20 protein-coding genes and 1 tRNA gene are annotated in these 18,338 nt (G+C 64.4%); 5 read left to right on the forward strand and 16 right to left on the reverse strand.

The window, feature by feature from the left end; all coding sequences use genetic code 11:
• Nucleotides 1-528: 528 nt before the first annotated feature.
• Nucleotides 529-1,869, reverse strand: a complete 1,341-nt coding sequence (locus tag AB0J29_RS29260) for an XRE family transcriptional regulator (protein WP_364793259.1) — start codon at nucleotides 1,867-1,869, stop codon at nucleotides 529-531.
• A 234-nt stretch (nucleotides 1,870-2,103) separates the two neighbouring features.
• Between AB0J29_RS29260 and AB0J29_RS29265 the strand changes: the two genes are divergently transcribed.
• Together AB0J29_RS29265 and AB0J29_RS29270 are read left to right on the forward strand one after the other, a co-directional pair.
• The gene (locus AB0J29_RS29265; protein WP_364793261.1) at nucleotides 2,104-2,553 is read left to right on the forward strand and encodes a hypothetical protein; all 450 of its coding nucleotides are present in this window, start codon (nucleotides 2,104-2,106) and stop codon (nucleotides 2,551-2,553) included.
• Between the two features lie 394 nt (nucleotides 2,554-2,947).
• Entirely contained in the window at nucleotides 2,948-3,769 is an 822-nt protein-coding gene (locus AB0J29_RS29270) for an alpha/beta hydrolase (protein WP_364793263.1), read from the forward strand.
• A gap of 19 nt (nucleotides 3,770-3,788) precedes the next feature.
• On the opposite strand, the gene AB0J29_RS29275 is transcribed toward AB0J29_RS29270, so the two are convergent.
• The 3 genes from AB0J29_RS29275 to AB0J29_RS29285 form a co-directional block, all read right to left on the reverse strand.
• Entirely contained in the window at nucleotides 3,789-4,040 is a 252-nt protein-coding gene (locus tag AB0J29_RS29275; protein ID WP_364793364.1) for a hypothetical protein, read from the reverse strand.
• 100 nt (nucleotides 4,041-4,140) lie between these two features.
• The gene (gene dcd, locus AB0J29_RS29280) at nucleotides 4,141-4,713 is read right to left on the reverse strand and encodes a dCTP deaminase (RefSeq protein ID WP_364793265.1); all 573 of its coding nucleotides are present in this window, start codon (nucleotides 4,711-4,713) and stop codon (nucleotides 4,141-4,143) included.
• 1,246 nt (nucleotides 4,714-5,959) lie between these two features.
• On the reverse strand, nucleotides 5,960-6,583 hold the full coding sequence (locus AB0J29_RS29285) for a TetR family transcriptional regulator (protein ID WP_364793267.1): 624 nt from the start codon (nucleotides 6,581-6,583) through the stop codon (nucleotides 5,960-5,962).
• Nucleotides 6,584-6,645: 62 nt separating this feature from the next.
• On the opposite strand from AB0J29_RS29285, the gene AB0J29_RS29290 reads away from it, so the two are divergent.
• Nucleotides 6,646-7,611 (forward strand): TIGR03564 family F420-dependent LLM class oxidoreductase, encoded by a 966-nt coding sequence (locus AB0J29_RS29290; protein ID WP_364793269.1) that lies wholly within the window; start codon nucleotides 6,646-6,648, stop codon nucleotides 7,609-7,611.
• 108 nt (nucleotides 7,612-7,719) lie between these two features.
• On the opposite strand, the gene AB0J29_RS29295 is transcribed toward AB0J29_RS29290, so the two are convergent.
• The 8 genes from AB0J29_RS29295 to AB0J29_RS29330 all read right to left on the reverse strand — a co-directional run bounded on the left by AB0J29_RS29295 (nucleotide 7,720) and on the right by AB0J29_RS29330 (nucleotide 15,728).
• Nucleotides 7,720-8,946, reverse strand: coding sequence for an MFS transporter (locus AB0J29_RS29295; RefSeq protein ID WP_364793271.1), 1,227 nt, complete (start codon nucleotides 8,944-8,946; stop codon nucleotides 7,720-7,722).
• Entirely contained in the window at nucleotides 8,943-10,154 is a 1,212-nt protein-coding gene (locus AB0J29_RS29300; RefSeq protein WP_364793273.1) for an FxsB family cyclophane-forming radical SAM/SPASM peptide maturase, read from the reverse strand. Before AB0J29_RS29300 ends, AB0J29_RS29295 begins: the two co-directional genes overlap by 4 nt.
• 70 nt (nucleotides 10,155-10,224) lie before the next feature.
• The gene (locus AB0J29_RS29305; protein ID WP_364793275.1) at nucleotides 10,225-10,380 is read right to left on the reverse strand and encodes a hypothetical protein; all 156 of its coding nucleotides are present in this window, start codon (nucleotides 10,378-10,380) and stop codon (nucleotides 10,225-10,227) included.
• Nucleotides 10,381-10,631: 251 nt separating this feature from the next.
• Nucleotides 10,632-13,337: an AAA family ATPase gene (locus AB0J29_RS29310; protein WP_364793277.1), complete on the reverse strand. Its 2,706-nt coding sequence runs from the start codon at nucleotides 13,335-13,337 to the stop codon at nucleotides 10,632-10,634.
• A gap of 67 nt (nucleotides 13,338-13,404) precedes the next feature.
• Nucleotides 13,405-14,064, reverse strand: a complete 660-nt coding sequence (locus AB0J29_RS29315; protein WP_364793279.1) for a hypothetical protein — start codon at nucleotides 14,062-14,064, stop codon at nucleotides 13,405-13,407.
• Nucleotides 14,065-14,383: 319 nt separating this feature from the next.
• Nucleotides 14,384-14,671: a hypothetical protein gene (locus AB0J29_RS29320; RefSeq protein WP_364793281.1), complete on the reverse strand. Its 288-nt coding sequence runs from the start codon at nucleotides 14,669-14,671 to the stop codon at nucleotides 14,384-14,386.
• Nucleotides 14,672-14,820: 149 nt separating this feature from the next.
• The gene (locus AB0J29_RS29325; RefSeq protein WP_364793283.1) at nucleotides 14,821-15,330 is read right to left on the reverse strand and encodes a polynucleotide kinase; all 510 of its coding nucleotides are present in this window, start codon (nucleotides 15,328-15,330) and stop codon (nucleotides 14,821-14,823) included.
• Nucleotides 15,291-15,728, reverse strand: a complete 438-nt coding sequence (locus tag AB0J29_RS29330) for an AAA family ATPase (protein ID WP_364793285.1) — start codon at nucleotides 15,726-15,728, stop codon at nucleotides 15,291-15,293. Before AB0J29_RS29330 ends, AB0J29_RS29325 begins: the two co-directional genes overlap by 40 nt.
• A 224-nt stretch (nucleotides 15,729-15,952) precedes the next feature.
• Between AB0J29_RS29330 and AB0J29_RS29335 the strand changes: the two genes are divergently transcribed.
• A complete protein-coding gene (locus AB0J29_RS29335; protein WP_364793287.1) occupies nucleotides 15,953-16,180 on the forward strand; it encodes a hypothetical protein in 228 nt (75 codons plus the stop codon).
• 290 nt (nucleotides 16,181-16,470) lie between these two features.
• Here AB0J29_RS29335 and AB0J29_RS29340 read toward each other — a convergent pair whose 3' ends face one another.
• Complete coding sequence (locus tag AB0J29_RS29340) at nucleotides 16,471-16,659, reverse strand: hypothetical protein (protein WP_364793289.1); 189 nt, start codon at nucleotides 16,657-16,659, stop codon at nucleotides 16,471-16,473.
• Nucleotides 16,660-16,987: 328 nt separating this feature from the next.
• On the opposite strand from AB0J29_RS29340, the gene AB0J29_RS29345 reads away from it, so the two are divergent.
• Nucleotides 16,988-17,061: transfer RNA gene (locus AB0J29_RS29345), tRNA-Gly, on the forward strand.
• Between the two features lie 267 nt (nucleotides 17,062-17,328).
• Here the strand turns inward: AB0J29_RS29345 and AB0J29_RS29350 are convergent.
• The 3 genes from AB0J29_RS29350 to AB0J29_RS29360 form a co-directional block, all read right to left on the reverse strand.
• Nucleotides 17,329-17,658, reverse strand: coding sequence for a hypothetical protein (locus tag AB0J29_RS29350; RefSeq protein WP_364793291.1), 330 nt, complete (start codon nucleotides 17,656-17,658; stop codon nucleotides 17,329-17,331).
• A gap of 114 nt (nucleotides 17,659-17,772) precedes the next feature.
• Complete coding sequence (locus tag AB0J29_RS29355; protein ID WP_364793293.1) at nucleotides 17,773-18,069, reverse strand: hypothetical protein; 297 nt, start codon at nucleotides 18,067-18,069, stop codon at nucleotides 17,773-17,775.
• Nucleotides 18,056-18,280: a hypothetical protein gene (locus AB0J29_RS29360; protein WP_040695579.1), complete on the reverse strand. Its 225-nt coding sequence runs from the start codon at nucleotides 18,278-18,280 to the stop codon at nucleotides 18,056-18,058. Before AB0J29_RS29360 ends, AB0J29_RS29355 begins: the two co-directional genes overlap by 14 nt.
• Nucleotides 18,281-18,338: the final 58 nt, after the last annotated feature.

The following is an 18,338-nucleotide window of genomic DNA, read 5'->3' on the forward strand; positions in this document are numbered from 1 at the left end:
CGTCGAGACTCGCGACTTCGTCGCATGCGCTTCGACGACTCGGACGCGAGACGGGCCGCGAACGGGTCGCTCGTAAGACTCGCTCCGTTGTGGTCAGCGATGTGCGGATGGTTCGGCACCTCATGCGCGCATTGAGATTCGCACGTACGGCGTGCGTGCCTCGCGACTCGGACGCGAGACGAGCCACGAACGGATCACTGGTAAGACTCGCTCCGTTGTGGTCGGCGATGGCGGATCGTTCGGCACCTGAGGCGCGCATTGAGATTCGCACGACGCGCACGCACCTCGCGACTCGGACGCGAGACGGGCCGCGAATGGGTTGCTGGTAAGACTCCGCTGATGGAGGGGTGTCGGCACCTGGGTACGCCGGGGTGAGACGTGCGTCGCATGCGCTTTGGCCACCGGCGGAGTCGATGGCCGCGCATCCGCGCGGACGCGAGACGGGCCGCGAACTCCTCGCTTGTAAACCTCGCTCCTGGTAGTCGACAGTGCTTGTTGCCGCGGTTCGATCCAGTGCGCTTCGCCGAATCAAGACGACGAGTTGCCCGGCGGGATGCCTTTGGCTGCGGTGGATCCGCAGAACTCTTCGATTTTCTCATCGAGGAACCGCGCCTCGACGGCATCGCGGAACTCCGGTCCGGCGATCCGCCGCCGCAGCCCGATGAGCCGTTCCTCCAGTTGGGCGATGCGCTTGTCCTCGGCGAGGCCGAGCACCGGAACCAGCGAGGCGGTCGCACCGTCCAGACTGCCGTTGATCAGATGCGCCGCGGCGCTGTCCACCCGGGCCATTGCCTCGGTGCCATAGGAACGCCGCTCGGACGGGCCGTTCGCGTACAACTCGATGGCCTGTTGCGTCGCGGTCAAGGCGGGTTCGGCCTGACCGAGATGGATATAGGTCGCGCCCGCGTAGTAATGGGCCTTGGCCTCGTTGAAGCCGAAGACGCCGCCGACCTCGTCGTGCAGCGAGTCGGTATCGGCCGCCTCGCGGGCATCGTTGGCGGCCCGAATGCAGCGGTCGGCATCGGCGTCACTGCCCAATCGGGACCAGATTCTGGCCTCGATATTCAATAGCCGAACCTTGGCCGTGGCCGATTCGGCGAACTCCTGCCCGCTCTGGGCCAGCAGCACCCCGCGGCGCGGCCGGTCGGACCAGTATTCGATCAGCGCGTGCATGCCGCGGGTCCAGGCGCGCAACCCGTTGTGACCACACAATTCCGAATAGGCCCAGGCCGCTCTGATCTGCTCGCCCGCGGCATCGAGATAGCCGAGGTCGGTGCTCGCATTGGCGAGCAATCCCGACAACGTGCCGGCGAGCAGATACAGGTGGCTGGTATCGGCGGGGCGCTGATGCCCCTCCAACAGCCGGTACACCCGGCGTCGCACTCGCAGCATCTCCACCATCATCGGTACCGGCGGGACGTGCACATATTCGTTCGCGATGCGCGTGACATCGGCATCGAGCTGTTCCAGGGTGCTGGCACCCACATTGGTGCTCTCGGCCCGGCCGGCGTGCTCGCTCGCCTCGTGGGCAGCCGCCATGATCAGATCCCTCTCCGAAATCGCCGCTAACGCATCACCTCTCATCGCACCGGCGTCTATGAGAGCCAAAAGGTCCGCGTCACTCGAATAATTGGCGCGGGCCGAGGCATCGGCCCGCCTGTCGAATGCGGGCGCTGCCGGTCGATCGACTATGGGCTGATCGATCATGGCCGCGAACCGCGCCCGCACAACATCGTCGGACCTGGCCAGGGAGGTATCGAGGGCGGCTTGATTGACCGGACGTGGATGGACCCGCGCGCCGCCGGCCTCCCACTTCGATACCAGGCGCTCGTGTACTCCCAGATGTGCCGCGAACTCCCGGATGCTCATCCGCCTGGCATCGCGAAGGGCACGGGCCTCCCTACCTGACCACTGCCGGACCACGTTGCCCTCCCTTCCGTACGAACTTGTTCCCAGAGTACGAGTGGAATGTGAAGGCGGCCATAAGCAAAAGCATTCCGCTATCAGAGGCAGCGGAATGGCAGTGTAAGGCGAGCAGGTGGGCAATTCCCGAATCGCCATCCGGCACAGGACCCTTGGATGCGAGGAGGCAAGGAGGCGGCCGTGAATGTGGAGAAACTCAGAACAGTCGACGATTGGGTGGCTTATTACCGGCACGAGTTCGGATTACCGGTCACCGAACGCGGCGGGTTCGTGATGCTGCCCATCACCGGCCGGGTCTGCGTTATCCACCTGCCGACGACTCGGACCGAAAAGGTCAGGGCGGCACTGGAACAGCACGGGACGAGGGGTCCCATGCTGGCCAGGCAGATCCGCTGGAGCTTCCTCGCCGAGCCGGACAGCCGGCCGGGCGCGCAGGTATTGGAGGTGCTGAACCGGCTCGATATCGGCATACCGGCCATCGGTAGTGCCGTGATGTTGCCGACCGGGCTCGGGCGGTGGACCCGGGAAGGGTGCTACTGGGTCGCCCCACCGAGTCACGGCGACACGCTCCCACCGTTATCCGTCATCCTCACGACGGCACTCGCGGTGGGGGCGGGTGGCGGGGACTGAATGCGTCATCGGTCCCCGGCGCCGCTCGGCGCCGGGCCGACTGAGTCCGCCCCGCTATCGACAGGTCGACAGATGCGGACTCGGCCGGGTGTTCTCGAGCCGGTTCAGCGCGATTGAACGACGAGCCGAGACGGCCGAATGCACAGCGTGCAGATGCCATTGGCGGCGCGGCGGTTGTCGGGGGTTCTACTGAGATCGGCCGCGATTTTGTCGCGGAAGGCGGTATCAGGTCGTCGAGCACGCTGGTGGCGGTATTCGTCGAATGAGGTTGGCGGAGTTCGGTTGTGATGCTCGGCTTGGGTTGCGGTAACCGCGGGGTGATCGAGAATCGGCGTCCGTAACGGCGGTGCCGCCGGCGCAGGGGCGGATACAGCCGACCGGCAGCATAGATAAAGTGGCAGAACTGAAATCAGCAGCGGTCAACGGCATCGAGATGACGTATGTGGACTTTGCCGGCACCGGCCGGCCGGTTGTCGCCCTGCACGGCAGTTTCGGTCGGGGCACAATTTTCAGTCGCCTCGCCCGCGACCTCATCGGCTGCGCGCGGGTGATCGCACCCGATCAACGTGGTCATGGCCACAGCAGCCATACCGATAGCTACACCAATGACGACTTCGTCGCTGATATCGCGGGGCTGGTACGGCATGTCGATCTCGGACCGGTTGTGGTCTTGGGGCATTCGCGTGGCGGTATCACCGCCTACCAGCTGGCCGCACGCCACCCAGAACTGGTGACGGCACTGGTAATCGAGGATGTCGGGCCGTTGATGCGCACGCCAGAGATCGAACACCCGGTGCTGGACGTGCGCGGCTGGCCCAGTATGGCAGCCACGAAAGGTGAGCTGACCGAAGCGATTCGAGCGCGGGGAGTTCCCGATCCCGGCTATTTCATGCACAGTGCTGTACCAACCACGGATGGTCGCTGGCGGCTACTGTTCGACTGGGACGAGATGATGGCTGTCCAAGCCGGTGGTGTGGGTGACTGGTGGACCGATTGGCTGGGCTCGACCTGCCCCGCACTGGTATTGCGAGGCGAACACAGCACGCTCCTGCCCGAGTTACTGGCTTCCGACATGGTCGCCCGCCGTCCCGCCAGTCGATTGGTGCAGTTTTCGGGCGCGGGGCATTGGATCCACGACGACGACCCAGACGGCATGGCCCGAGCGGTTGCCGATTTCCTCGGCGAACTCGACAACGATCCAAGGACGAATCGGTGACTGGGGACGATATCGTCGACTACTGAGTGTCATCCACCGCTGCGTAGCTCGAAAGTCCCACCTGCCCGCTGCCGGGGTCTTGCGGCGCGTCACCGGTTTCGACATCGGACATTCGAAGTAGCTCGAGGGCGTGGTGAGACGACGAGCCGGGCGGCGCGGTCATTGCGATCAGTGTTTGTTCGGATGTGCGGGCGACGTCGAATGCCTGCTGGGTGAGCGTCATGAAACCGGCGACCGGGTGCCGTGCCCGGGTGCCTGCCGCCGAACGGATCGACGTCGTGGCAGCCGGTCATCCAGGCGGCCGGAAGGCCTGCGATTGAGGTTCCCTTGTTTTTCGGAGGGCCCTGACTGTGGCCCGATAGGACCGCGGTCTAGGTGGGCAGCGGGAAGTTGAGGTAAGCCCTGGAGGGGGTCGGGCCACGCTGGCCCTGGTATTTCGAGCCCGCGGATGCGCTGCCGTAGGGGTTCTCGGCCGGACTGGTCAGGCGCAACAGACACAGCTGACCGATCTTCATACCCGGCCACAGGGTGATGGGCAGATTCGCCACATTCGACAGTTCCAGTGTGATGTGCCCGCTGAAGCCCGGATCGATGAACCCCGCCGTCGAATGAGTCAGCAAACCGAGCCGCCCGAGACTGGACTTGCCCTCCAACCGACCGGCCAGATCGTTTGGCAGCGTGCACACCTCGAGCGTGGAGCCGAGCACGAATTCGCCCGGATGCAGCACAAACGGTTCACCCTCAGCGGGCTCGACCAGGCTGGTCAGCTCATCCTGGCGTTGTGCGGGATCGATATGGGTGTAGCGGGTGTTGTCGAAAACCCGGAACAGCCGATCCAGCCGCACATCGATACTCGACGGCTGGATCAGGTTTTCCAAGAGCGGCTCGACGCCGAGACGCCCAGCGGCGATCTCCGCACGGATGTCACGATCGGAAAGCAGCACGCCGACGAGCGTAGCGCCTGCTCGATACCGCTCCTCAGCCGCCGCATGCAGACAAGCCGAACCGGCATCCACTCAACCGTTCGGAATCGGAGCGATACGCGCGAGCAGGCCCGGCAGATGTACCGCGACGCCATCCAGCCATGACGGATGCAGGCATACTCCGAGATCCCAGGCGCGTGTTCTCGATGAGAACGAGTCACTGGCCGGATTGCCGCGCACATGCCTGGTACTCGGGGACGCAACAGGATCAGACGACCTCTGCATCCGACAGCCGGACGGCTTCCGATTGATCGGGCCGTATTTGTTTGGAACACAACTGAATTGGCGGGGAAGCAGGCGACTGCGCAGTGGCGGAGGGCGATTGAGGGGCCGTCGATGCGCGCGGACCGCGATTCGGGTGGGTCGGGACCGTACTGTCATGACGAACTCCGGCCGAATACCCACCGTAAGTAATACCTCCGGTCGCCGTGCCCGCTTAGATTCGAACCGGATAGTGATGCGCTGCGGTGGCAGCCGGAGGAGAAGGACGGTAAATGGTGCGGATGGGTAGTCGGCCGCGTGCGGCCGTGGGTTTATTGCTCGGCCTGGTAGCGCTGGTCCTGACGCTGTCAGCGTGTACGACCAAAGAGTCCGACTCCGGTGCGCCGGCGTCGAGTACGGTGGCCAAAACGTCGACCACTGGAGCGAAACCGGTAACGCCGACGAGTACGGGTGCCGGTGCGGCGCAGGGAAATCCGGGCGGATCGCCAGGCACGGGCGGATCGCAAGGCGCCGGCGGAACGCAAGGCACGGGCGGAACGCAAGGCACGGGCGGAACGCAAGGCGCCGACGGATCGCAGCCGGAAGCCGCACCCGGCACGGATGGCTGCGACCGAACAGTCCAATGCGGCGTTCCCCCGGTCGGTGGCACCGACGGCTGCGACCGAACAGTCCAATGCGGCGAGACCCCGAAGTGCACGGACCGGATCAACTATGCGGGCGATCCACGCTCGAATGCCGAGATCAACACCATCGGTGAGCGGGATGGCAAGTGCCCCGACCCGATTCCGCCCACGACCACGGCACCGACCGCGCCGCAGACGACCGAGACCACATCGGCGGCGCCAACGTCCATTGTGACCACTTCGCCAGCTCCCGAGACGGCGGTCACCACAACGGCGAAGTAGTCGCTGGAACGCCTGGTTTCGTTGGACTACACCTCGATGACTTCGCCGACCTCAGCTGAAAATCCGGAGTAATCCGCGATTCAGTACCGGCCGCCGAAACCACCGGAAAGTAGGTCGAAGGCGCGCTCGGCTTCGGCGACCGCGACCGGGTGCCGCTGCGCCGCGCTGTGCCCGGCTGCCAGCTCGCGCCAATTGGCCTCGCAAAGGTTGCGCCGTACCGCGATGATCGCGCTGGCCGCCAACCGTGCATCCAGCTCCCCCGGCGGGCCGAGCGCCTCGGCCAGTGTCATCTCGCCGCTGGTGAGGAACTGGGCCAGCCGCGCGGTCAGTGTCGGGGTATCCAGCACCAACCGATAGCAGGCCAGCACCTCGGGCATGTCGCATAGGCCGGTGCTCGGTTCGTGATTGTCGAGACCGGCGCGGAACGCGGCGCGCAGCGCGTCCAACGGTGTCTGTCCGCGCATCCGGTCCCGCACCACGCGGGCCGCCTCGTCGACGTGGTCGGCGAACCGGTGCACGACCAGGTCCTCCTTGGTTGGGAAGTATTTGAACAGGGTGCGCTTGGACACCTCCGCGGCAGCTGCGATGTCCACAACCGACACCGCGTCGAACCCGTCGGCCAGGAACAACCGGATGGCGGCATCGGAGATGGCTGCGCGGGTATGCCGCTTTTTGCGCTCACGCAGGCCCAACTCGGGGGTCATGTCGAGCAGTATAGCCGAAAGATAAACCCAGTAGATAAGTAAACTTGGTATACATTTGTCCCATGCGAATCGGCGTTGCCCTGCCCACCGACTACTACAAACAGCTCACCCCCGACGTGAATCCCGTCGACTACCTGCTCGACCAGGCCCGCAAGCTGGCCGAACTCGGCGTTCCCGCGGTCTGGCTGACTCAACGGTTCGACTACGACGCGCTGGCAGTCGCCGCGCTGATCGGACGCGAACTGCCCGACATCACAGTTGGCACCGCAATCGTGCCCATCCACCCGCGCCACCCCAACGCACTGGCCATGCAGGCGCAAACAGCACAGGCGGCCAGCGGAGGTCGATTCGAACTCGGCCTCGGCTTGTCCCTGCCGGAGATCGCCGCCGGCTACGGCAACACCCACCCACGCATCCGCTACCTACGCGAATACCTCACCGCCCTGCGCGAACTGCTCCACACCGGAGCGGTCGACTACACCGGCGAGACACTGCTGGCCAAGTCACCGACACCCAGCATGATGCCGACACTCCACTCGCCGGTGCCCATACTGTTGGCCACCTCCGGCTCGCTGACCCTGCGGGTCGCCGCCGAACTCGCCGACGGCGCCCTCCCTCTACTCACCGGCCCGAACACGCTGGCGGACTTCGCGATTCCCACACTAGCCCGACACGCCGCCGCCGCGGGTCGACCGACGCCCCGGGTAATCGGCATGGTGGGTGGCGTAGTCACTGCCGACGTGGCAGGCGCACGCGACCGCGCGGCGCAACAGATGGACAGATACGGCGAGATGCCGGCATATCGAGCGCTGCTGGACCGGGAGAACATATCCGACCCGGTGGAACTGGCCGTGATCGGCGATGAGCAAACCATGGCCGACGCCGTGGCCCGCTACGCCGAGGCCGGCGCGGACGAGCTGATCTTCGCGCTCACTGCCCTGGGATCGGCACGCGACGAGGAGCGAACCTGGGCGTTGCTCGGCGAGCTGAGTAAAACCAGAAGCGACTCTCCCGACTGTCCGGGGTGAGCATCCAGGTGCCGTCGATCGCGCACACCAGCAGGCCCCGCCACCGGACCGTACCCGCTGCGGGGCCCGTGAGCAGGTCGACCAGTGCACGCAGCTAGTGCGAGCTACTCAGTGCAGTGGCGCGGTGAGCCGCTGCGCCGGATTGCCGACGCAGCTCCCGACGACCGCCGCGATCAGCATGACGCCGACCAGCGCCCATCCGGTGGTTGTCGTCCCGAAGACACTCAGCAGGTATCCCGCGAGCAGCGAGCCGAGTGCGACGGCGCCGCCGTTCGCCATCGCGACGGTGCCGAACGTTCGGCCGAGGGTGTCTTCGGGTACGACGTTCACCTTGTAGATCGTCATCGCGACATTGACGACGGTCCCGACCCCGCCGACGCCGAACCAGGCGATACCGAGGACCAGCGGATTCGAACTCGCCGCGATCGGGAGCAACAGTACTGTCCAGGCCCACAGGGTACCGCGGTAGATACGCAGTGACCCGAACCGTGCGGTCAGCCACGACGCCGCGAACGAACCGAGTACTCCGCCCACTCCCGCCGCGCCGAGCACAATGCCGACCGTCCACACCGGCCTGCCGGAGCGCTCGATCCGCAGGATCGTCAGCAAGATGGCCACCTGGATGACCACGTTGGATGCCCCGCTGATCATTGTCGAGGCACGCAGCAACGGTTCAGTCCACACGATGCGCGCGCCGTCGCGCACCCGCCATCGGCTCGCGTCGTTGGTTTGTTGCCGGGGCGCGCTTCGCTGCGCGAATCTGCCGCGGATCGCCCACAGCGTGGCCAGGCAGCACACATATGACACCGCGTTGACGACGAAAGGCAGCCATCGGGCCACCGCGTAGATGGCCGCGCCGACGGCGCGGCCGACCACCAGTCCGATGGGCTGCTCGGCTTCGAAGAACGAGAACGCGGCCGGGCGCTGCTCGACGTCGACGATATCGCGGATCGCGGCCAGTTCGACGACGTTGAAGAAGACGAAGATCGTGCCTTCGACGAAGGCGGTGGCCACCAACACCGGCCCCGGGTTCGGCAGCCGGAACACGACGACGAGCGCGGCCGCGCACGCCGCCACCAATCCGATCAGCTGACAGCCGAGCAGGATTCTGCGCCGGTCCGAGTAGTCCGCGGCGATCCCTGCCGGGAGCTGGAAGATCAGACTCGGTGCGGATATCGCGAACCCGACCCAGCCGGCGAGCGCGGCGGACTCGGTGATCGACAGCGCCAGCAGTGGATAGGCGATGCGAACGCAGTGGAAGCCGGCCACCGAGGTCGCGTTGCCGGACCACAGCAGCATGAAGTCCCGGTGGGTGTAGATCGCCGGTCTGCTCATCCGGTGGTCGCCGTGGTGATGTCCGACCGTACTCGCGATTCGATGTGTCGGATCAATTTCATCAGATCGGCGCAGTAGACCGATGGGTTGCGGAAGCCGGCGCCCTCTCGATACCGGTGGGCGTAATGCCCGGCGCCGCAGACGGTGTGGATCGGGCACGCGCGGCAGGTGTCGCTCAGCGCTTCGACGCCGATCTGTCTGGCAATCACCGAGGGATCCCACCGCGCCCGGTCGAGCGGATTGCCGCCGTCGGCCCGGGTCTGGATTTCGGCCGCGCCGGCGAACGCCGATTTCAGCGCGTCGACCTGTTCCAGTGTTCCGTCTGTCTCGAACACGGCGAGCCGAATCGGCGACAGCCCAACGGATTCCGACGATCCCTGACGGCCGAGCAACAGCTCGATGACATCGTCGAAGAGCCGGATGCGGGTCTCCAGTGCGGGCGCGTCATACCAGCGGTTGAATATCGCGATCAGCCAGTCGGCGTACGGCGTTTCCGCGGTCGCGGGATCCTTGGACGGCGGTGGGCTGGTCCAGTTGCCGTGCGGCAGTAGGAAATCGATTGCGGGGGGTTCGAATCCGACCAGGGCTTCGTAAGTGTCGATCGGGTCGTTCGCGATGTCGATCGTGCACAGCAGGCCCGCATACAGATGGCGGTGTTCGCTGCTGGTGAGCAGTCGCAGTCCCTTGGCGACATCGTCGTAACTTCCGGCGCCCCTGCGATACTTACGGTGCCGGTCCTGGCCGCGCTTGTCGCCGTCGATGCTGACGCCGACCTGGATTCGCGAGCCGTCGAATATTCGGAGGAACTGTTCGTCGAGCAGGACACCGTTGGTCTGGATGCCCAGACTCACCTCGGTCACCGGCTCCAGTGTCTCGCGCGCGTATCGGGCGAAGCGCTCGAAGGTCTTCGGCCCGACGAGCAGGGGCTCTCCGCCGTGAAAGACGAGACTCACCGCCGGCACCGAGAAACGGGCGGCGTGTTCCCGAATGGTTTGGCAGGAGTTCTCGAAGATCCGCTCCGCCATGGTTTTCGGCTGATCGCGCCAACTCTGGTCGGCCATCTCGTAGACGTAGCAGTAGTCGCAGGCGAGATTGCAGCGGCTGTGGATCTTGAGGATGAACTCTGCGAAAGGCTGTGGCTGCCAGCCGATTCGGCGCAGCTTCTCGACATCCAATCCGGTTGTCGGCCAGTGCCCGAGCTGATTCATGTACTGCGCCTCCTGGTGGATCGTTACCGGAAGCCGGGCGCGCCCATGGCGGACGCGCCCGGCAGCACTGCTATCGGTTCGTGCCGATGAAGGAGTTGAAGTTGTTCCGGCCGCGGACGCTGGCGGTCAGGTGGCTGCGCAGCGCGGCGGGAACGGCCCGGTCGGTCGGCACACGCCCGGCCAGGTCGGCAAGGTTGACGCCGTTCGAAGTGGTGTGAATTGTCATGGCAGATTCCTCTTTTCGTTCGACCGGGCGTCGTGAAAGGCACCGGCACAGCGGCCCGCCGATTCCGGATTTCGGGTGGCGGATTCGGGGTGGACGACCGGGTGACGCAGGGGTTGTCACTGCTTCCGGTGCGGCAGCTGTTGCTGCTTATCCCCGTTGACCACGCTATGCGAGGTGAACGCCCAGCGGTATCGGACAGGTTTCTGGTCTGACCGTCGGTCGCGTTGTACGGAATGCTGGTTCGACAATCCTCAAGGGCCAGCAGTCGCGTCGTGGTCCAGGTCGAGCTGGGTCAGCGCATGCCGATTGGTGACGCCCAGTTTGGGGAAGGCCCGATAGAGGTGGTGGGCAACGGTTTTGGGGCTCAGCAGCATCCGGGCGGCGATCTCCTTGTTGGTTGCGCCTTTGGCCGCCAGTCGAACCACCTCGAACTCCTGGGGCGTGAGCTGCGTGGCCGCACTCGACCTGGCCGCCGGCGCTACCGTGGCGCCGGCCGCCCGCAGTTCGGCGCGGGCTCGTTCTGCCCACGGCCGGGCGTCGAGCCACTCGAAGGTGCGCAGCGCATCACGTAGCATCGCGCGGGCCTCGGTCTTGCAGCGTTCGCGACGCAACCATTCGCCATAGAGCAGACCGGTACGGGCCTGGTCGAGCGGGCGGTGCGCGGCGGCATGCAGGGCGAGGGCGCGCGCGAAGCATTTGCCGTCACCATCGAGTAGCCCACGGCAGCGCAACAGATGCGCCTCGATCCACGGTGCACGGGTGGCCGCGAACCACCGTTCCAGCGCGGCCATCGGTTCGGTCGCGCGTTGCGGATCGCGCAGTCGCACCGCAGCCTCCACTGCGTCGCTCATCATATGAGTCCATCGACCCAGCACGCGATTTGAGCTGCGATCCAGTGCCTCGAACCGGTCGGTGGCTTCGTCGTAGCGGCCGTGACCGAGGTCGAGCAGTCCGAGCGCCCACTGCGCATGCGCGATATTGACGGCGTTCGAATCGATACTGGATCGGCGTAGGGAGCTCTGCGCGAACCGGCGACATCTCGCGTCGTCGCCATGGATCGCCGCTAGCACGGCCAGCCGGGATTCGGCGTGGCTGGCCCGGTTCGGTTGATCGATCTCATGTGCGATCCGCAGACCGGTGGTCAGCATGAGCTGTGCCTTGGGGAGGTGACCGAGGAGCATTTCGACCGTCCCGAATGTGCTGTATATCGCGGGAAGCCAGCCGACCATTCCCCGATCCCGGCATCGGAGGCCCACCTCTATCAGGATGTCACGGGCGCGGTCGACATCCCCCGCGCCGATCGCCTGGATCGCCAGTGCCAGTCGCACCGACGGAGCGTCGCTGAAGCGCGAGCCGTCGCGGCGTCCACTTGTCCGGGTGCTTTGCCTGCGCCCGAGGTGGTTGCCGTAAGGCATGGCAAACACATAGTCCACCGCGGCACGCAAGGTGGTGTGCTGGGGGCTCGTGGACAGCTCGGTCAGCCTGGTACGTGCCACGTCGACCCCGGACGGATCCGCCGCGATCCACGCGGTGACCGCCGCATCGAGCAGCATCGCCGCCGCACGATCGGGTTGTGCGACCGCGGCATGGGCTGCCGCATCGAGGAATAGCCCGTGCGCGACCGGCAGCGCGCCGCGTTCGAATTCGATACGTGCCTGCACACTGGCCAATCGTGCACGTTCCTCCGGCCCGGTCGGCGTTGCCCCCTCGGTCTTCGCGGCCAGCTCGAGCGCGCGCTTCCACTGACCGATATCGGCTGCCGCTTCGGTGGCGAGCAGCAGCCGTCGACCGCGGTCGGTCGGCTCCGGTGACAGCCGGGCGGCTTGTTCCAATGCCATCACAGCCGTTGTGCGGCTGGCGCGGTTGTTCGCCCGTGTTGCTGCTGTCTCGAGCGCCGCTGCCGCCGTTTCATCCGGTCCGGTCGAAGCGGCCGCGAGATGCCAGGCCCGGCCGTATGAATCTGTGCGGCTGGCCGCCGCTATCGCTGCGTGTACAGCGAGTCGCTGGGTGAATGATGCGATCCGATACGCTGCCGCGCGCTCGAGCGGGTGCCGGAAAACGATCGTCTGACCCGAGATGGTCACTATGCCCGATCGCTCGGCGCCGTCGAGCGCTTCGGCCGTCACGCCGAGATCGGCGATCACCCGTAACACCAGCGCCAGGTCGCCGCTGTCGTCGGCAGCTGCCACCAGCAAGGCGAGCCGGACGGAGTCCGGCTGCTCGCCGATTCGTCCCTGGTACCCGCGCTGTAACCGATCCGGCAGGGCGAGTAGTCCGACCGGCAGTGCGTCGTCCATGATTCGCGGCAGTTCCATCAGCGCCAACGGGTTGCCTGCCGCTATGGCGAGCGCTCGATCGCGCGTCTGCGGCGACAGTTCGGGCATTCGTTCGGCCAATAGCGCCCGCGCGGCGGCGGAATCGAGCGGCGCCAGCCGCAGCTGGTCCGGGACGGGTGTCGAGAATTCGGTGCGCCCGGCGAGCAGGATCATAATCTGCCGTGCCCCCAGTCTTCGTGCCGCGAATGACAATGCGTCCGCAGATATTTGGTCCAGCCACTGCGCGTCATCGATCAGACACAGCACCGGTCCGGTCGCGGAAAGCTCGGTCAGCAGCGACAGTGTGCCCGCCCCGAGTAGGAGACGGTCGTCGGTCAGCGATGGGGAAGATAAGTCGAACGCCGCGCGGAGTGTTTCGCGCTTCGGCAGTGCGGCGATGCCGTTCGTTGTCGATGAGAGCAGCAGCTCCAACCCGACCAGCGGCAGTTCCGCCTCGTCCCGGATCGCGGCGCAGCGCAACACCTGCCACGACGCGTCGGCAATATCGACCGCCGCATCGAGCAGTGCTGTTTTCCCCGCACCGGGCTCGCCGACGATGACCAATGCACCCCCGTGTCCTGCCGCCGCGCCGTCCAATAGCGCGCGGATCTTCGCCACTTCCTCGCCCCGCCCGTACAGCACGACGTTCAAGGTAGCTGTCGCATAGCGTGTTCCGCCGTTGCGTGCGATTCCCACCAGCGGTGATCGGCTACCCGCCGCGAACGCGATCGACCCGGTTGCGCAGTGGCCAGAAGCCGACAATCGGCGACTGGGACGGGTCGATATTTTCGGCGGCAACCACCGAGCTGCAAGTGGGTCTGGCTGAGCCAACTGGGTCGGCCCACCCGGAATCGTAGCCTGCCTGACGGCGTGCCGATCGACCTGTACTTGCCCTGGAATCCATGACGACCCCGAAGGATCCCTCGGGACAGCGGCTGCGCAGGCTCCCCCGTCGAACCCGACGCGCGAGTTTCCCCCGCGGGTGTGCTTTGCGCCAATAGTTCGAGGTGTCGACTTGCAGCGGGAAGTGAGGCTCCATCACGCGGCGCGGCTTCGGAGCCTGATTGCCCTCGGTGCTGGCCTGCTTCGGCTGCACGATCTCGTACTTGCGGCAGATCTCATGCTCGCCGAGGTAGTCGAAGGTGTCGCCTTCTCGCAGCCGCGTAACGTCAATCCCGGTGTAGGCCAGAGACTTCAACGGCATGAAGATCGCGTCGGAGCGATGCCCACCGAGCTTGATTGCCTTGATGCGCCGATTGTCTTCGAGGTAGCCGACCTCTGTCGGGTCGGCGTTCTTGTCGGCATGCTTGTGCATGTTGTTCGCCGCCGCATAGCCTTCGGTCAGCTGCGTTTCCGCGGGGAAAAACATAATTCTTGTCGCGAGGCTTACCGATATTCAATTGTCTGCGCCTATCTGTCTTTCAGCGCCGAGCCTGCCGGGCTCGGAATGCTTGATATTGGGCGCGGATAGCGCGTTCCGTCAATTGCGCTGACGCAAGTTCGCGTTCGAGTTCCCGAACCCGCTCCCATGTCACGCTTCGAAACCCTTAGACCGGAGATGGTCCGCTATCTGCTGAGCGGTATCCCGGTAGCTGCTGGATGCCGGGATCCGATATCCCAGCTGTTCATAGATGGCTTCGGCCAGTTTGTCCATCAGCACGTTGCCGGAAGGAATGGCATAGGTGAACTCAGTGCGTCATCTCCCGAAGAATTCCAGCACGGATTGCGAGATTAACCCACGAATTCCACTCGCAGACCATCGCGTCCGCGAAATCGAGATCCGACATTCCCGCCGGGTCGGCGATGCGTTTAGCGTCCAGATTGTCGATCAGTCCCGGAACTTCCAGGTCGTCCATGCTGTCCCAGAATGGGGCTTTAACCAGCGTCAAGACTTTGACGAACACGGCGATACCGGCCTTATCGAATTTCTTGTTCAGGTCGATTCCGCTGGAACCGAGTACAGTCTCACGGTCCACAGCGGGACCAGAACTCTCCTTCAGGGCAATCACTCTAGGGGCGGACGCGAATTCATCCGTCAATGACTGCGTAGACTACATTCTGCCACTACTGAACAAACCCATATGCTACCGCCTTCTAAAGTGAATGGGAGCCAGATTCCCTAGCTCTAGATCAGAAATCCCCCGGATGCTTTTTGGAAACACTTCAAGCCCAAGCGTCGCCACATACTCACAACTCGGTCTCTGTCGTCAAAGACACCGAGAACGTTGTAGTTATCCCGAATATGTTCGTTAAAGATTTCGAGCTTCACAACCGCGTCGTCTCGGTCGTCTCCAGCCTTGCACATAAACAGCTCATCGGAGTTGAATCCTTTAGAGGGCAACCACTTCGCAGTGACGTTTCGGCAGTCATCGGAACGGCCCGATACGAACAACCTTCGAATCATAGGCTGAGCCTCTTGGATATCCCAGAACAGCGCCCGGACGTAAGGATCCGGTTCGTCTTCGCTTACCCGGCTGTAGTCATAGGGACTACAGCCGGTCATGTGGGCTACGGTGCCGTCAATATCCCAGATGTACGCATACGGCCCGATATCGGGAGGGCGATAAGGCTCGATATCGAGCCTGAACTTCGGCTCTACGCGCTTCCAGTCCTTGATCGGATACCGCTTCGCCATGCGATCAATGACCGAAGGCGGTACGTAACGTCCGCCTGCACTCTTCCGCTTTTCGTTACAGCGCTTGCACTCCGCCGGGAGATCACGATGTCAATGCATTGGAAGTCGATGCCGTAGCGTTCGGTGAGGTTCGCCCATCCCTGCGCGGTGCGGTACTGGAGGTTCGTATCGTCCACGATGACGTTCTCGCCGTTGTCGAGCCGACGCCGGACTGCCGCGAGCTGCACGGCGGTGATCGTCTTCTCTTCGGCGTCGGTGCACGTCTCCTTGCCGAACATGCCGATTCGGAGGCCATCCCGGCTCGACGCTTTCGTCCACCCGTCTCTGCGGGCTCGAGCAAGTGCCCATGTCGTTTTTCCGCTTGCTGGGTAGCCGCGAGTGATCACGAGTTCAGTCATGCGACGCGTTCCCTATTCAATTGTGGTCTTTCTTGGCGATAATATGTCGGATGGACACCAGGGTTCGCTTCTCGGTAGCGAATCGTCAGCCCCTGGCAAGACCCAGGATCTATGGGCAAAGTTATTGACTCCCAGAATTGGGAAAATCGGGATTCTATGTGGTAGAAAAACTTTGACCGACTATGCGACTGTGGTCGGCGCGAGTTTTAGGAAGTAGAGGTCAGATGAGCAAGTTGCGAGTGTTCGCGGCGGCGATTGCGGCGGCCGGGATTGTGGCCACGGGATCGAGCCTGGCATCGGCGGCGGCTATTCCGCTGGATACGCCGCAGGCCCAAGACATCATTGCCCCCGGTGAGCCCGACCCGAGCGGCGGGACCGGTTCCAGCAAGGCGATTGTGGACCTGACCAAGATCCTCACCACCGGCTCGAGTCAGCGTGGGAACGCCGGGTAAGGCATAAGGCTCGAACGAAGCGGTCCGGAGGCGCCCCGGGCCGCTTTGTTTTTTTTGAGGCATGCTTCGATTTGCGCGATTCGAGCGCGGCCCGCACTGGCGCGAGAGCGCTCGCACGCAATCGTTTTGGGAGGCAGATTCGTTACTTCTGATCATTGGGATATTAGTCACATGATCGCGGCTCGATTGCCGGTGGCGCTGCTACTCGATGGCGGTTTCCCGTTCCCAGGAAATGGGGCGGATCGAAGTCAGTTGGCCTCGGCGTGTCTATTTCCAGACAGCTTCGATTTCTAGCCGAGGAGTTTGATCAGGTCGGACAGGAATATCCGGTACTCTTTCCCGGCTACCATGCGCACTTGCCGGGACTGACGGTCATCGAGGTCACGCTTGGTGATCTGCCCATAGTGCGCGGCGGCACCCGAGGCCACCAGGCGCGACGCCATCTCGAGATCCGGCATCTCCAAACCAACAACCAGCACGGGCGCATGCCTTTCGGCTGCTACGCAAAGGGATTCGGTTCCGGTGTGAACTTCCTCGCTCGTCAGCAACCACCCGTTGTGCCGATGCTGTCCGGTCGCCAAACGGGGTGGTTTCGGCGTCCGTGGCCCGCGAGTTTGGGAAAATTTGGGAAAGATCTACCGGCTAGAACCGATCGAAACCGACCAAACGCCTCATCCGTCGATGTCTGGATGTTGCCCGTTGACCCGCCGAGCGGAGTGCTGTTTGCGCTGGTCAGGCCCTGTGGCCTGCGAAGACTTGCATTCGGGGGTGTGCCTACTGGTATCGTTTGGCGCGTTACACCAGATTGCCGATGTAGTTCAATGGTAGAACTTCTGCTTCCCAAGCAGACAGCGCGGGTTCGATTCCCGTCATCGGCTCCACACGAGGCCCCGGCAGCTTGCCGGGGCCTTTTTGTGCGGCGCCTGTCGCCGAAAGCGTTGACCACCAACAGATTTCGCGCGGCCTCCGCATGCGGCGGACCTGTCAGGAGAATGCTGAATTCTATTGTGCAACAGTCACCGTGCCGTCCGACCGGAACGAGGAGGGTGCGGGGCGGCACCAACGCCAGGCTGAGGGGCCCGGCGAAGGCGGTCGGTCACGCGCCACGATCCTAACGGTTCCAGGGCACGTAAAGGCTGATCAACCCGTTATTTCGGGCGGCATTCGGTGAAGATCTTGGTGTTGGCCTCGCGGGCCTTATCGGCATCGGACTGGGTCATGCCGAAGTTATTGGGGTCGGCGGCCTTGGTGTCGAATTCGTCGCTGATCATCTTGCGCAGGCCCTCCTGCGAAATGCCTTGGTCCACATAGACCTTGGCGGCGCACTCGGCCAGGCTCTTATCCTTGAGCCCCTTGTCCTGTAGCGACTTGGCGAGGTCCGCTTGGGTCACCGCGGGCTGGTCAGCGGCTTTGTCGTTACCGCAGGCCGCCAGTACCGGCAGCGCGACGAGCGCTGCGGCGATCAGGAAGGTCCGCACCTGATTCCTCTTCTCGATTCAGTGTGTGAATGGGCCACCGCGTGGCGCCGCAACGATAATGCCGTACGACGCCGAGCGGTAGCCGAACGATCGGCTTCCCAGTCGAGAGGTGGGTTACAGGTCCATGGCCGCACGCAATGCGGTGTCCAACCGCTCCAGCGCATCGGCTTCCATCTCATCGATGGGCTCGGCCAGCCAGCCCCGATAGATGCGGCCGATATTCCCCGCATGCACCCAACCGTGCCGTTCGACGGGCACAGCGAGAATGTCCTGGGGATCCTCGTCGACGACCTCGGCGGCGATCAGCCACTGCCTCGTCGATTCATTGATGCCATCACTGCTGATGAGCACGACGGTACGGCGCCGCGGCGAACCGTGTGGGTGATAGGTCCACAGTTCACCCCTGCGCACGCATCGCCTCCTCGGCGGCGGTCAGCTCCGCCTCGTCCGCCGCGGCCAGGGCCGTCACATCGGGTACCGGACCGACACCGGTCCGCACGGCTTCGCGACGCGCTGCCTTCGATATCCACGCCGAGGGCGACATCCCAGCGCGGGCCGCCGCCTGTTCGGCGAAGGCCCAGGACGCCTCGTCCAGCGAGAGGGTCACCTTACGCGTTGCCATACCATTTATCGTACCCACGTTTCGGCCGACTGCCAGCGGAAACCCGCCACTCGTCGGG

Source organism: Nocardia sp. NPDC049707, assembly GCF_040674855.1.
GTDB lineage: Bacteria > Actinomycetota > Actinomycetes > Mycobacteriales > Mycobacteriaceae > Nocardia.

Excerpts from the sequence above, each read along its gene's own strand:
- AB0J29_RS29260 (WP_364793259.1), bottom strand. The coding sequence starts at position 1,869 with ATGAGCATCCGGGAGTTCGCGGCACATCTGGGAGTACACGAGCGCCTG.
- AB0J29_RS29285 (WP_364793267.1), bottom strand. The coding sequence starts at position 6,583 with ATGACCCCCGAGTTGGGCCTGCGTGAGCGCAAAAAGCGGCATACCCGC.
- AB0J29_RS29290 (WP_364793269.1), top strand. The coding sequence starts at position 6,646 with ATGCGAATCGGCGTTGCCCTGCCCACCGACTACTACAAACAGCTCACC.
- AB0J29_RS29295 (WP_364793271.1), bottom strand. The coding sequence starts at position 8,946 with ATGAGCAGACCGGCGATCTACACCCACCGGGACTTCATGCTGCTGTGG.
- AB0J29_RS29300 (WP_364793273.1), bottom strand. The coding sequence starts at position 10,154 with ATGAATCAGCTCGGGCACTGGCCGACAACCGGATTGGATGTCGAGAAG.
- AB0J29_RS29305 (WP_364793275.1), bottom strand. The coding sequence starts at position 10,380 with ATGACAATTCACACCACTTCGAACGGCGTCAACCTTGCCGACCTGGCC.
- AB0J29_RS29315 (WP_364793279.1), bottom strand. The coding sequence starts at position 14,064 with ATGTTTTTCCCCGCGGAAACGCAGCTGACCGAAGGCTATGCGGCGGCG.
- AB0J29_RS29325 (WP_364793283.1), bottom strand. The coding sequence starts at position 15,330 with ATGGCGAAGCGGTATCCGATCAAGGACTGGAAGCGCGTAGAGCCGAAG.
- AB0J29_RS29330 (WP_364793285.1), bottom strand. The coding sequence starts at position 15,728 with ATGACTGAACTCGTGATCACTCGCGGCTACCCAGCAAGCGGAAAAACG.
- AB0J29_RS29335 (WP_364793287.1), top strand. The coding sequence starts at position 15,953 with ATGAGCAAGTTGCGAGTGTTCGCGGCGGCGATTGCGGCGGCCGGGATT.
- AB0J29_RS29360 (WP_040695579.1), bottom strand. The coding sequence starts at position 18,280 with ATGGCAACGCGTAAGGTGACCCTCTCGCTGGACGAGGCGTCCTGGGCC.